Annotated in this window: 10 protein-coding genes; 7 read left to right on the forward strand and 3 right to left on the reverse strand. The window is 46.7% G+C overall.

Annotated features, from left to right (window positions below; all coding sequences use genetic code 11):
* Positions 1–4 precede the first annotated feature (4 nt).
* Positions 5–439: a type IV pilin protein gene (locus ACUALS_RS02455; RefSeq protein WP_454448781.1), complete on the reverse strand. Its 435-nt coding sequence runs from the start codon at positions 437–439 to the stop codon at positions 5–7.
* Between the two features lie 256 nt (positions 440–695).
* On the reverse strand, positions 696–1,583 hold the full coding sequence (nadC, locus tag ACUALS_RS02460; protein ID WP_454448782.1) for a carboxylating nicotinate-nucleotide diphosphorylase: 888 nt from the start codon (positions 1,581–1,583) through the stop codon (positions 696–698).
* 141 nt (positions 1,584–1,724) lie between these two features.
* Here nadC and ampD point away from each other — a divergent pair, with 141 nt between their 5' ends.
* Positions 1,725–2,279 carry a 1,6-anhydro-N-acetylmuramyl-L-alanine amidase AmpD gene (ampD, locus tag ACUALS_RS02465; RefSeq protein WP_454448783.1) on the forward strand — a complete coding sequence of 185 codons (555 nt, stop codon included), beginning with the start codon at positions 1,725–1,727 and terminating at the stop codon, positions 2,277–2,279.
* 53 nt (positions 2,280–2,332) lie between these two features.
* On the opposite strand, the gene fldB is transcribed toward ampD, so the two are convergent.
* On the reverse strand, positions 2,333–2,854 hold the full coding sequence (fldB, locus tag ACUALS_RS02470; RefSeq protein WP_039477813.1) for a flavodoxin FldB: 522 nt from the start codon (positions 2,852–2,854) through the stop codon (positions 2,333–2,335).
* Between the two features lie 163 nt (positions 2,855–3,017).
* Between fldB and xerD the strand changes: the two genes are divergently transcribed.
* From xerD to aceF, 6 genes are all read left to right on the forward strand, one after another.
* Complete coding sequence (gene xerD / locus ACUALS_RS02475; RefSeq protein ID WP_454449216.1) at positions 3,018–3,914, forward strand: site-specific tyrosine recombinase XerD; 897 nt, start codon at positions 3,018–3,020, stop codon at positions 3,912–3,914.
* A 28-nt stretch (positions 3,915–3,942) separates the two neighbouring features.
* Positions 3,943–4,686, forward strand: a complete 744-nt coding sequence (locus ACUALS_RS02480; RefSeq protein WP_334475107.1) for a thioredoxin fold domain-containing protein — start codon at positions 3,943–3,945, stop codon at positions 4,684–4,686.
* A gap of 106 nt (positions 4,687–4,792) precedes the next feature.
* Positions 4,793–6,529 carry a single-stranded-DNA-specific exonuclease RecJ gene (gene recJ, locus ACUALS_RS02485; protein WP_454448784.1) on the forward strand — a complete coding sequence of 579 codons (1,737 nt, stop codon included), beginning with the start codon at positions 4,793–4,795 and terminating at the stop codon, positions 6,527–6,529.
* A gap of 356 nt (positions 6,530–6,885) precedes the next feature.
* Positions 6,886–7,653, forward strand: coding sequence for a pyruvate dehydrogenase complex transcriptional repressor PdhR (pdhR, locus tag ACUALS_RS02490; protein WP_005475680.1), 768 nt, complete (start codon positions 6,886–6,888; stop codon positions 7,651–7,653).
* 48 nt (positions 7,654–7,701) lie between these two features.
* Positions 7,702–10,365, forward strand: a complete 2,664-nt coding sequence (gene aceE / locus ACUALS_RS02495; RefSeq protein WP_005475660.1) for a pyruvate dehydrogenase (acetyl-transferring), homodimeric type — start codon at positions 7,702–7,704, stop codon at positions 10,363–10,365.
* Positions 10,366–10,395: 30 nt separating this feature from the next.
* The gene (gene aceF, locus ACUALS_RS02500) at positions 10,396–12,282 is read left to right on the forward strand and encodes a pyruvate dehydrogenase complex dihydrolipoyllysine-residue acetyltransferase (protein ID WP_454448785.1); all 1,887 of its coding nucleotides are present in this window, start codon (positions 10,396–10,398) and stop codon (positions 12,280–12,282) included.
* The last annotated feature ends 221 nt before the right edge of the window (positions 12,283–12,503 follow it).

Below are 12,503 nucleotides of genomic sequence, written 5' to 3' on the forward strand. Positions count from 1 at the left end.
ACTTCTATAGACAACCATCGAGACTTGGAACGGTACCAGCTTTTGCACAGCTCCAACCTGTGGAAGCGTCTCGCGAAAAAGTAATGGTATCAGTGCTGCTCATTGAGCTATTTGCACCGAATTCAAACTTCAAAGTTGGAATCGCTGATGAGCCAGAACCAGTCACAGAAGAAATAATCGTTCCCAAGTTATTTGCTCCGCTCGCTGTGCCTAAGTTAGCTAAAGTTGCAGCTGAGGCTGTTCCGTTTTCTTGATAATAGAGCTCTGCCGGCGTAATTAGCGCTTTGACTGTTGCCAGTGCTGAAGCTGCCTCAGATTTTTTTACGTAGTCCTGATAAGCAGGTATTGCTACTGCTGCCAAGACACCAATTATCGCCACTACTATCATCAATTCAATCAGCGTAAAACCCTTTGCTTTACGGTTATTCGTTTGTTTCATTTGTACTCTCCAAAGTGAAAAAGATTATGTGCCTGAGAGCATAAAAGGGTTAAGTGGAGTGGGGTATGTGGGAAAAGGCGCTTTCCGAGTTGATTAGGGAAAGTTAATGTTTGGTTGCAGTGTGGCGGCAAAAGTTTTCGAGATATCGCACGGTTTAATGTGGTGTTTCTTATGATTGAAACAAAAACAGAGGCTTTGATACCTCTGCTTAATAATTGAAAAATATGATTTTTATTCCAGAATCAATGACTGCTATTTATTTAAATCGCATTGAAAGGTCGAGCGCTTTCAGGTGCTTGGTGAGTGCGCCAACTGAAATGTAATCTACACCAGTCTCAGCATATTCACGCAGTGTTGCTAACGTCACGTTTCCGGAGTTTTCTAGTGCGGCACGACCAGCATTGATTTTTACCGCTTCTCGCATCATCTCTGTCGTAAAGTTATCGAGCATGATGATATCAGCGCCGGCATCAATCGCTTCTTGCAGCTCTTCTAAGCTTTCTGTTTCAACTTCAACAGGCTTACCTGGGTTGAGCTCTTTGGCCGTTTTGATGGTTTGAGAAATGCCACCATTAGCAATAATGTGATTTTCTTTAATTAAGTAAGCATCAAACACGCCAATGCGATGGTTAAAACCACCACCACAGGCAACGGCATACTTCAAAGCGCTGCGTAAACCTGGAATGGTTTTGCGTGTGTCGAGAAGGCGACAGTTTGTCCCCTCAAGCTCGGCTGCGTATTGGGCGGTGATGGTTGCACAGCCGGAGAGTGTTTGAATGAAGTTCATCGCATTGCGTTCGCCTGTCAATAACGCGCGCGAAGGGCCCTCTAGGGTACACAATACTTGGTTTGGCTCGACTTTGTCGCCATCTTGGACATGCCAAGTAATCGTGACTTGACCACCGAGTTGCTTAAACACTTCATCAGCCCATGCTTGGCCACAAAATACACCGTGTTCGCGAGTGATAATAGTGGCTTCATTACGAGCGTCAGCAGGAATTAGACTTGCGGTGATGTCTGCGGCTGGATCGAGAGTCCCACCTAAATCTTCTTTTATGGTGTCAGCGACAGCACGTGAGATTTCTAAAGGAAGTTGCTGCTTCAAATATTCGAGGCGTTCTTGGCTGTTGTGTGTGTTTTTCATCGCAAATCTAATACGCAGTTGGACAAGAGGTGGGCATGATACGCTGACTGTGGATGAAATTCAGCCTTTAATCTCGCATTTCATTGCTAAAGGGATAAAATCACAGAAAACTCAAAGAGTAACTTTAGAAAGAGCTCAGCTATGATTGATGATAGAGGTTGGTATCGACCTGCACGCCATGTTCCCTCGCCATTTTTTGATCAAAGAAGTGATGAGACGGATATTTCGCTATTGGTCGTACACAATATTAGTCTGCCACCGGGGCAGTTTGGCGGGCCATATATCGAGCAGTTCTTCACTGGCAAGCTCGATCCTAACGCGCATCCCTTCTTTAGGGTGATTCACAACATGGGCGTATCGGCACATTGCCTTATTCGCCGTGATGGAGAGATCATTCAATTCGTGCCTTTTAATGCCAGAGCTTGGCACGCGGGCGTATCGAGTTTTGCTGGCCGAGAAAAATGCAACGATTACTCGATTGGCATTGAGCTAGAAGGCTGTGATTACGTGGCTTATACCGATGCGCAATATCAATCGCTGACAGAGCTGACTCAACAGTTGCAATTGCGTTACCCGCAGATCACTTCCTCCAGAATCACTGGCCATCAGTATATCGCGCCGCTTCGCAAGAGTGATCCGGGCTTAGTCTTTGATTGGCGACGTTTTCATGATGCACTGAAACGTTGTGAGGGCTGAGTTCAAGCTGATTAGAAAAGGGTTGGCTCTATAACCAACCCCTAAAGCAATTGTTAAAGCGTCTCTTGATACTCAATCAGAACTTGTTCAACCCAAGTCGCGATGCGTTCGTCGCTGAGCTCGTATTGAGAGTCTTCATCCAGAGCTAAGCCAACAAACTTGCTCTGGTCTTCAGTTAAGGCTTTTGATGCTTCAAACTCATAACTGTCGTCGTTTGGCCAGTATCCGATAAAATTCACTCCCGTTGCTTTGAGCTCATCGTGCAGCATGCCCATCGCATCAAGATACCATTCTCCGTAACCTTCTTGGTCACCCAGACCAAACAGTGCGACGGTTTTGCCAGCAAGAGACAGACCGCTGACCTGATCCCAAAGCTCATTCCAGTCTTCTTGAATTTCACCGAAGTCCCATGTAGAGATGCCAAGGAGCAGAAGATCGTAGTCAGCCATTAGGCTAAGAGGAGATTCTTTTACGTTGTGGATGTCGACAAGATCGTCACCGATGATCGCGCGAATTTTTTCTGCTGCCATCTCGGTATAGCAGGTGGTTGAGCCGTAAAATAGACCGATTTTCATAGCTTTTTGTTCTTTACTCGGGAGTTGATAGCGAATTCTAACCACAAATTGGCGAGGTTTGCAGCGAATATCGAAGGGAAAGGACAAATTTTATGGCTTTATTGCTTAGCCACACTTACATTGGAGCCATGTCGAAGAATTGAGGAATACCGTGTCTGAGGTAATGTCTCCTGAACAAGGACTTGTTGAACAGTTTTTAGATGCGATGTGGATGGAACGCGGGTTATCCGAAAACACATTAGCGTCTTACCGCAACGATTTAACTAAACTGCTTCGATGGATGAGTAAGCATAACTATCGTCTAGATTTCATTAGCTTATCAGGTTTGCAGGAATATCAAACTTGGTTGGTAGACGAAGGCTACAAGCAAACTTCTCGTGCTAGAATGCTGTCGGCAATTCGTCGGTTATTTCAGTATTTGCATCGAGAGAAAATCCGCGCGGATGATCCCAGCGCCTTACTCGTAAGCCCTAAATTGCCTAAGCGTTTACCCAAAGATCTCAGTGAAGCGCAGGTAGACGCGTTGCTTGATGCCCCCGATCCTAATGATCCCATGGAGCTTCGTGATAAAGCGATGCTGGAACTTTTGTACGCTACCGGGCTACGTGTAACCGAGTTAGTGACCCTTACGATGGAAAACATTAGCCTACGTCAGGGGGTGGTTCGTGTTACGGGTAAAGGGGGCAAGGAACGCCTTGTTCCGATGGGAGAAAACGCAGTCGATTGGATTGAAACTTTTCTTGAGCAGGGGCGGTCTGAGTTACTAGGTGAAAATACTTCCGATGTGGTCTTTCCAAGCAAACGGGCTCGGCAGATGACTCGCCAGACGTTTTGGCACCGGATAAAACATTACGCCGTGATAGCGGGTATTGATAGCGAAAAGTTGTCACCTCACGTATTACGGCATGCGTTCGCGACGCACTTACTCAATTATGGTGCTGACTTACGGGTTGTGCAGATGTTACTCGGACATAGTGACTTGTCGACCACGCAAATTTATACTCATGTCGCCACAGAGCGATTGAAACAATTACACAGCGAGCACCACCCAAGGGCGTAGGCTCTCGCACAAAATGAAGGTGAACTTAATGAGCGTATTACGCCGTATGACTCTACTGACTCTGCCGTTGCTCCTTGCTGCCCAGAGTGTTTCTGCAAACGAAGTGACATTTGACAAGGCTCAGCTTGAAGCGCGCTTTGCAAAACTGGGTTTGGAAGTGAAGCAAGTGGTTCCTGCTGATATTGACGGTCTCGTGGAAGTACAAACAACCGGTGGGGTGTTATTCGCTTCACCAACGGGTGATTACTTTCTTGCCGGGACCTTGTACAAGTTAGATGGGAATGGTCAGTACGAAGATGTACTTGCCAAGCGCCAGGCGCCTATTAATGCGGCCAAGATTGAATCGTTCAAGGACAGCATGATCGAATTCAAAGCCGACAACGAAAAGTACGTAGTGACGGTATTTACTGACATCACGTGTGGTTACTGTGTTCGCCTACATAATCAGATGCAAGGCTACAATGATCTGGGTATTACTGTTCGTTACATGGCTTACCCACGTCAAGGTGGAACGGGTTCCGTCGCGGATCAAATGGCGGCCATTTGGGGAGCGGAGAATCCTCAGTCTGCGATGCATGACGGAAAAGTAAACCGCAAGTTCCCAGAACAGAGCAAAGACTTTGCCAAGTATCAAGACATCATCAAACAGCATTATGCGCTAGGTCGAGAACTTGGTATTAGTGGAACGCCTGCTATCTTCCTTCCTAACGGCGAAATGGTGGGTGGTTACTTACCGCCAGCACAGCTTTTACAGCGCCTTGAGCAGATTTAATAACCTGCTAACTTGATTGAACAAGATTGGGAGCGTCGTATTGCTCCCTTTTTGTTTATACTCAGACCACGTACCTTAGGTTCCCCAACAAGACCTCACGATATTTATGATAGAAATTCAACGACGACCGGAAGTCGATCTCTCTCTGCTCCCTGACACCATTGCGCCTCTGTTAAAACGCGTTTACATCAGCCGCGGAATTACATCGCCTGAGCAACTCGAGACAACGGCAAGAGCGCTGCACTCTTATCAAAAACTGCACGGGATAGAGGCTGCTGTTGAGCTGCTTTTCAACGCAATTGCGGAGCAAAAGCGAATTATTGTGGTGGGTGATTTTGATGCTGATGGTGCAACCAGCTCTGCGCTTTCTGTGCTTGCGCTGCGCATGCTGGGATCGAACAACGTTGATTATCTTGTGCCAAATCGTTTTGAAGATGGTTATGGGCTGAGTCCTGAAGTTGTCGATCAGGCGATAGAAATTGGCGCCGAAGTTATCATGACCGTTGATAATGGCGTTTCATCGATTGATGGTGTGCGTTATGCCAAAGAGCAAGGGCTAAAGGTATTGGTGACTGACCACCATTTACCTGGTCATGAACTGCCAAATGTTGATGCTATGGTGAACCCTAACTTGCAAGAATGTGCGTTTCCATCAAAAGCATTAGCAGGTGTAGGCGTCGCGTTTTATCTGATGATGGCGCTTTGCGTCCATATGCGTAAAAACGGTTGGTTTGCCCAGCAAGGAATGGCAGAACCGAAATTGATGGAGCTGATTGACCTAGTGGCGCTAGGTACGGTGGCTGACGTTGTGCCGCTGGATGAAAACAACCGTATTTTAGTCCATCAGGGATTGCAGCGAATTCGCGCAGGTAAAGCGCGCCCGGGAATTCAAGCTTTGATTGAAGTCGCTAAGCGTGATGCAAGGCGATTGGTGGCGTCTGACTTTGGCTTTGCTTTAGGTCCGCGCATTAATGCCGCGGGGCGCTTGGATGATATGTCGTTTGGGGTGGAGCTTTTGATGGCGAGTAACATCCATGCAGCTCGTCGAATGGCAAGTGAGTTGGATGGACTAAACCAGACGCGCAAAGAAATTGAAGAAGGCATGAAGCAAGAAGCGATGGCTTTTTGTGAGCGCCTACAGTTTGGTGATAGCGATATGCCCCATGGTTTGGTCTTGTTCCAACGCGATTGGCACCAAGGCGTGATTGGGATCTTAGCATCGCGAATCAAAGAGAAGTTTCATCGCCCTGTAATAGCGTTTGCTGATGGAGGTGAGGGTAGCATTAAAGGCTCATGTCGTTCGATTCCTGGCCTGCATATGCGTGATGTGCTCGATCGCATCGATACTCAAAATCCAAGTTTGATTGTGAAGTTTGGTGGTCATGCGATGGCGGCAGGCTTGACGATTATGGAAAGCAACTTTGAGCGTTTTGCTAAGCTGTTTGATGAGGCGGTGAAACAGGACTTAGACGAGGCTGCGCTCAAAGGTGTGATTCTTTCTGATGGTGAGCTAAAGCCGGAGGAATTCTCTATGCACACGGCTGAAATGCTTCGTGCTGGTGGCCCTTGGGGACAGGCGTTTCCGGAGCCTTTGTTCGATGGCGAGTTTAAAGTCTTACATCAGAAGTTGGTGGGAGAGAAACATCTCAAATTAATGCTTGAGCCTCTACACAAAGGCCACCCAACCAATATCATGATCGATGGGATTGCCTTTAACGTTGATTTGCGACGTTGGCCGGACGCGTCAGTCAAGACTGTTCACTTAGCTTATAAGCTAGATATCAATGAGTTTCGTGGCAATCAGTCATTGCAGTTGATGATTGACCATCTGGAAGCCCGCTAACACTTTGCGCTTGGTAGGTTAAAGATAGGGTTGATGCGTTCCATCAACCCTTTTTGATTTCCTAAGGCTGCGCATCTTTCTTCTCATTCCCTAATAACCTTTCATATTTATTTAAAACTCGCCTATCAAACTGTGATAGCTAGCACGCTTTCTTCCCATCTGTTTATAAATTGTAATTGGTCAGACCAATTTGATTGATGTTTTAATCCACTATTGTTATCAAGATGTTGAAGCGTGACCTGTTCTATGATTTAGGTCAACTTTTGTCTGGAACTTGCGTTTTAATTATGTTAATTTCCTCGCCAACATAAAATTGGTATTACCAATTGACTGCAAAGAGTAGAAGAATAACAACTATGGCTTATCAAAGGATTCGTCAGCCAAAACTTTCTGATGTCATTGAACAAGAGTTAGAAAGGCTGATTGTGGAAGGAACATTGTCTCCGGGGCAACAATTGCCGCCAGAGCGCGAGCTGGCTAAACAGTTTGATGTGTCTCGTCCTTCAATCCGTGAGGCAATTCAACGCCTTGAAGCGAAGCGTCTTCTTACTCGTCGACAGGGTGGTGGCACATTCGTTAGCGAAAACATCTGGACCAGCTTTTCAGATCCTCTGCTAAATTTATTGTCTAGCCACTCAGAGACTCAGCTTGATCTACTGGAAACGCGTCATGCGATGGAAGGTATCTCAGCGTACTTTGCAGCCGTTCGTGGTACTGAAGAAGATTTCGCTCGTATCGAGGCAAGCCTCGAAAAAATCAGTGAGCAACAAACTGAGAAAAACATTGAAGCGGAAGCCGCTGCAGTTATGCAGTTTCTGATCGCTTTAACGGAAGCGGCGCACAACGTAGTGCTGCTGCATATTGTTCGCAGTTTAGCGCCATTGCTTGAGCAGAATATCTTACAGAATTTAAAGCTCTTACACCGCCGCGATGAAGTGGTCGAAAAAGTAAGTAAACACAGAGCTAATATCGTGGAAGCGATCGTTTCAGGTAAGCCAGAAAAGGCGCGTGAAATGTGTCATTCACACTTAGCTTATATTGAAGAAACATTGTTGGATTTGACTCGTGAAGAGTCGCGCAGAGAGCGCTCTTTGCGTCGAATTCAACAAGGTAACGACTCTTAAAGTCGTTGCGTAAATAACTAGATCCAACCAACAGAAGGATAGATCGCCATGTCTGACATGAAGCATGACGTAGACGCACTGGAAACTCAAGATTGGCTGCAAGCCCTAGAGTCAGTAGTACGTGAAGAAGGTGTAGAACGTGCACAGTTCCTACTAGAAACTGTTCTAGAGAAAGCACGTCTAGACGGCGTTGATATGCCAACTGGTATCAACACGAACTACATCAACACGATTCCGGCAGCACAAGAGCCAGCATACCCAGGTGATGTGACTCTTGAACGTCGTATTCGCTCAATCATTCGCTGGAACGCAATCATGATCGTATTGCGTGCATCTAAGAAAGACCTAGACCTTGGTGGTCACATGGCTTCTTACCAATCAGCGGCTGCATTCTACGAAGTCTGTTTCAACCACTTCTTCCGCGCTCCAAATGAGACGGACGGTGGCGATCTAGTTTACTACCAAGGTCATATCTCACCGGGTATCTACTCTCGTGCATTCGTTGAAGGTCGTCTAACTGAAGAGCAGCTAGATAACTTCCGTCAAGAAGTAGATGGCAAAGGTATCCCATCATACCCGCACCCTAAACTAATGCCTGAATTCTGGCAGTTCCCAACCGTATCTATGGGTCTTGGTCCAATCTCTGCGATCTACCAAGCTCGTTTCCTTAAGTACCTAGAAGGTCGTGGTCTTAAAGATACTTCTGCTCAACGTGTATACGCTTTCCTAGGCGACGGTGAGATGGATGAGCCAGAATCACGTGGTTCTCTATCTTTCGCTGCGCGTGAGAAACTAGACAACCTTTGTTTCCTAATCAACTGTAACCTACAGCGTCTAGATGGCCCTGTAATGGGTAACGGTAGCATCATCCAAGAGCTAGAAGGTCTGTTCAAAGGCGCTGGCTGGAATGTTGTTAAGGTTATCTGGGGCAACAACTGGGATGCTCTACTGGCGAAAGACACGTCAGGTAAACTTCTACAGCTAATGAACGAAACTGTAGATGGCGACTACCAAACATTTAAATCTAAAGATGGCGCGTACGTACGTGAGCACTTCTTTGGTAAGTACCCAGAGACAGCTGCATTGGTTGCAGACATGACTGATGACGAAATCTTCGCACTTAAGCGTGGTGGTCACGACTCTTCTAAACTGTACGCAGCTTACAAGAACGCAGCAGAAACGAAAGGTCGTCCAACAGTAATCCTAGCGAAGACTGTTAAAGGTTACGGCATGGGTGAAGCGGCGGAAGGTAAGAACATCGCGCACCAAGTTAAGAAGATGGACATGACTCACGTACTACACCTACGTGATCGCTTAGGTCTTCAAGACATCCTAACTGACGAAGCGGTTAAAGAACTTCCATACCTGAAACTTGAAGAAGGTTCAGCGGAATACGAATACCTACACGCTCGTCGTAAAGAACTAAAAGGTTACACGCCACAGCGTCTACCTAAGTTCACTCAAGAATTCAAAGTGCCTGAGCTAGAAGAATTCGCTCCGCTACTAAGCGAGCAGAAGCGTGATATCTCTACAACAATGGCTTACGTTCGTACTCTTAACATCCTGCTTAAGAACAAGAACATTGGTAAGAACATCGTTCCTATCATCTGTGACGAAGCTCGTACGTTCGGTATGGAAGGTCTGTTCCGTCAGATCGGTATTTACAACCCGCACGGTCAGAACTACACACCTCAAGATCGCGACATCGTTTCTTACTACAAAGAAGCGACATCAGGTCAGGTACTACAAGAAGGTATCAACGAACTAGGTTCAATGGCATCTTGGGTTGCTGCTGCTACTTCTTACAGCACAAACGATCTGCCAATGATCCCGTTCTACATCTACTACTCAATGTTCGGTTTCCAACGTGTTGGCGACATGGCGTGGATGGCTGGTGACCAACAAGCTCGTGGTTTCCTACTCGGTGCTACTGCTGGTCGTACAACGCTAAACGGTGAAGGTCTACAGCACGAAGACGGTCACTCGCACATCATGGCGAACACGGTTCCTAACTGTATTTCTTACGACCCAACATTCGCTTACGAAGTTGCAGTCATCATGCAAGACGGTATCCGTCGTATGTACGGTGAGAACCAAGAGAACGTGTTCTACTACCTAACGGTAATGAACGAAAACTACGCAATGCCAGCAATGCCAGAAGGCGCTGAAGAAGGTATCCGTAAGGGTATCTACAAGCTTGAGTCTTACGCAGGTGATAAGTCTAAAGTTCAGCTAATGGGCTCTGGTACTATCATGAACGAAGTACGTAAAGCAGCGACTATCCTGAGCGAAGAGTACGGCATTGCATCTGACGTGTTCTCTGTAACATCGTTCAACGAGCTAACTCGTGACGGTCAAGACGCAGAGCGTTACAACATGCTTCACCCAGAAGCGGAAGCGAAAGTACCTTACATTGCACAAGTAATGGGCAGCGAGCCAGCTATCGCGGCGACTGACTACATGAAGAACTACTGTGAGCAAGTTCGCGCGTTTATGCCTTCTGAGTCTTACAAAGTACTTGGTACTGATGGTTACGGCCGTTCTGACAGCCGCGAGAACCTACGTCGTCACTTCGAAGTTAATGCGGGCTACGTAGTTGTTGCAGCTCTTACTGAGCTAGCGAAACGTGGTGATGTTGAGAAGTCAGTCGTTGTTGAAGCGATTGCTAAGTTCAACATCGACACTGAAAAAACAAACCCACTTTACGCTTAATACAGCGCTTAACTAGAAGGTAAATAAGCAATGGCAATCGAAATTAATGTACCTGACATCGGTGCGGATGAGGTTGAAGTTACTGAGATTCTTGTAAGCGTTGGCGACAAGGTTGAAGAAGAACAGTCTTTGATCACTGTTGAAGGCGACAAAGCTTCTATGGAAGTTCCAGCGTCTCAAGCAGGTATTGTTAAAGAAATCAAAGTAACTGAAGGCGATTCTGTTACGACTGGTTCTCTTATCATGATTTTCGAAGCTGAAGGTGCCGCTGTAGAAGCGGCTCCTGCGGCAGCTCCAGCAGTTGAAGCAGCACCAGTTGCAGCTCCTGCAGCAGCAGAACTTAAAGAAGTTCATGTTCCAGATATCGGTGGCGACGAAGTAGAAGTGACTGAAATCATGGTTGCAGTGGGCGACAGCATCGAAGAAGAGCAATCTCTTCTGACTGTTGAAGGCGACAAAGCATCAATGGAAGTTCCAGCCCCCTTCGCTGGTACGGTTAAAGAGATCAAAGTTGCTGCTGGCGATAAAGTAACAACTGGTACTCTAATCATGGTATTCGAAACTGCAGGTTCAGGCGCAGCAGCGGCTCCAGCAGCAGTAGAGGCTCCAGCGGCACCTGCGGCGGCAGCAGCTGAGAAAGAAGTGAATGTTCCTGATATCGGCGGTGACGAAGTTGAAGTTACTGAGATCATGGTAGCGGTTGGCGACACAGTGGAAGAAGAGCAATCTCTAATCACTGTTGAAGGCGACAAAGCTTCAATGGAAGTTCCTGCACCATTCGCTGGTACAGTAAAAGAAATCAAGATTGCAGCTGGCGATAAAGTAACGACTGGCTCTCTAATCATGACGTTCGTTGTAGAGGGCGCAGCGCCTGCTCCTGTTGCAGCACCTGCACAAGCAGCAGTTCCAGCACCTGCGGCGGCTCCTGCTCCAGCAGCAAAAGCTGAAGCGGCACCTGCAGCGAACGACTTCCAAGAAAACAACGATTACGCACACGCGTCTCCTGTTGTTCGTCGTCTTGCTCGTGAATTTGGCGTTAACCTATCTAAGGTTAAAGGTACTGGTCGTAAGAGCCGTATCCTTAAAGAAGACGTTCAGTCTTACGTTAAAGAAGCACTTAAGCGTCTTGAGTCTGGTGCTGCGGCATCTGGCAAAGGCGGTGACGGCTCTGCTCTTGGTCTTCTACCTTGGCCAAAAGTTGACTTCAGCAAGTTCGGCGAAACTGAAGTTCAGAAGCTTTCTAAGATCAAGAAGATCTCTGGTGCAAACCTACACCGCAACTGGGTAATGATCCCTCACGTTACACAGTGGGACAACGCAGACATCACTGAGCTAGAAGCATTCCGTAAAGAGCAGAACGCTATCGAAGCGAAGAAAGACACTGGCATGAAGATCACGCCACTTGTGTTCATCATGAAAGCAGCAGCGAAAGCACTTGAAGCGTTCCCAGCGTTTAACTCTTCTCTATCTGAAGATGGCGAAAGCATCATTCTGAAGAAATACGTGAACATCGGTATCGCAGTAGATACGCCTAACGGTCTAGTTGTTCCAGTATTCAAAGATGTGAACAAGAAAGGCATTTACGAGCTATCTGAAGAGCTAATGGCTGTGTCTAAGAAAGCACGTGCTGGTAAGCTAACGGCGGCTGACATGCAAGGCGGTTGTTTCACAATCTCTAGCCTTGGCGGCATCGGCGGTACGGCATTTACACCAATCGTAAATGCACCAGAAGTTGGTATCCTGGGTGTGTCTAAGTCTGAAATGAAGCCAGTGTGGAACGGTAAAGAATTCGAACCACGTCTACAGCTTCCACTGTCTCTATCATACGACCACCGTGTGATTGATGGCGCGGAAGGTGCTCGCTTCATCACGTTCTTGAACGCAGCGCTATCAGACATTCGTCGTCTAGTTCTTTAATAGAAGTCAGATGATTGAGAGGCGGCACATTTAGCCGCCTCTACTAATAATAATTACCAAACAATTTGATTGCAGACCTTAGACTCAATAAGGTTTTCTCAAGCGAATTGTTGTCTAGCTCACAGGCTAAATTGATTTACTTTTCACACCATTAACATCTCTGTAAACTGATGTCGGTCTGAAAATAACTGTTTAAAACAAACTGACTTGAACATAGTGAA

Source organism: Vibrio sp. NH-7 (assembly GCF_053643215.1).

What these genes read in the sequence shown, in the direction of transcription:
- ACUALS_RS02455 (WP_454448781.1), bottom strand. Translation starts at nt 439, where the DNA reads ATGAAACAAACGAATAACCGTAAAGCAAAGGGTTTTACGCTGATTGAA.
- nadC (WP_454448782.1), bottom strand. Translation starts at nt 1,583, where the DNA reads ATGAAAAACACACACAACAGCCAAGAACGCCTCGAATATTTGAAGCAG.
- ampD (WP_454448783.1), top strand. Translation starts at nt 1,725, where the DNA reads ATGATTGATGATAGAGGTTGGTATCGACCTGCACGCCATGTTCCCTCG.
- fldB (WP_039477813.1), bottom strand. Translation starts at nt 2,854, where the DNA reads ATGAAAATCGGTCTATTTTACGGCTCAACCACCTGCTATACCGAGATG.
- xerD (WP_454449216.1), top strand. Translation starts at nt 3,018, where the DNA reads ATGTCTCCTGAACAAGGACTTGTTGAACAGTTTTTAGATGCGATGTGG.
- ACUALS_RS02480 (WP_334475107.1), top strand. Translation starts at nt 3,943, where the DNA reads ATGAGCGTATTACGCCGTATGACTCTACTGACTCTGCCGTTGCTCCTT.
- recJ (WP_454448784.1), top strand. Translation starts at nt 4,793, where the DNA reads ATGATAGAAATTCAACGACGACCGGAAGTCGATCTCTCTCTGCTCCCT.
- pdhR (WP_005475680.1), top strand. Translation starts at nt 6,886, where the DNA reads ATGGCTTATCAAAGGATTCGTCAGCCAAAACTTTCTGATGTCATTGAA.
- aceE (WP_005475660.1), top strand. Translation starts at nt 7,702, where the DNA reads ATGTCTGACATGAAGCATGACGTAGACGCACTGGAAACTCAAGATTGG.
- aceF (WP_454448785.1), top strand. Translation starts at nt 10,396, where the DNA reads ATGGCAATCGAAATTAATGTACCTGACATCGGTGCGGATGAGGTTGAA.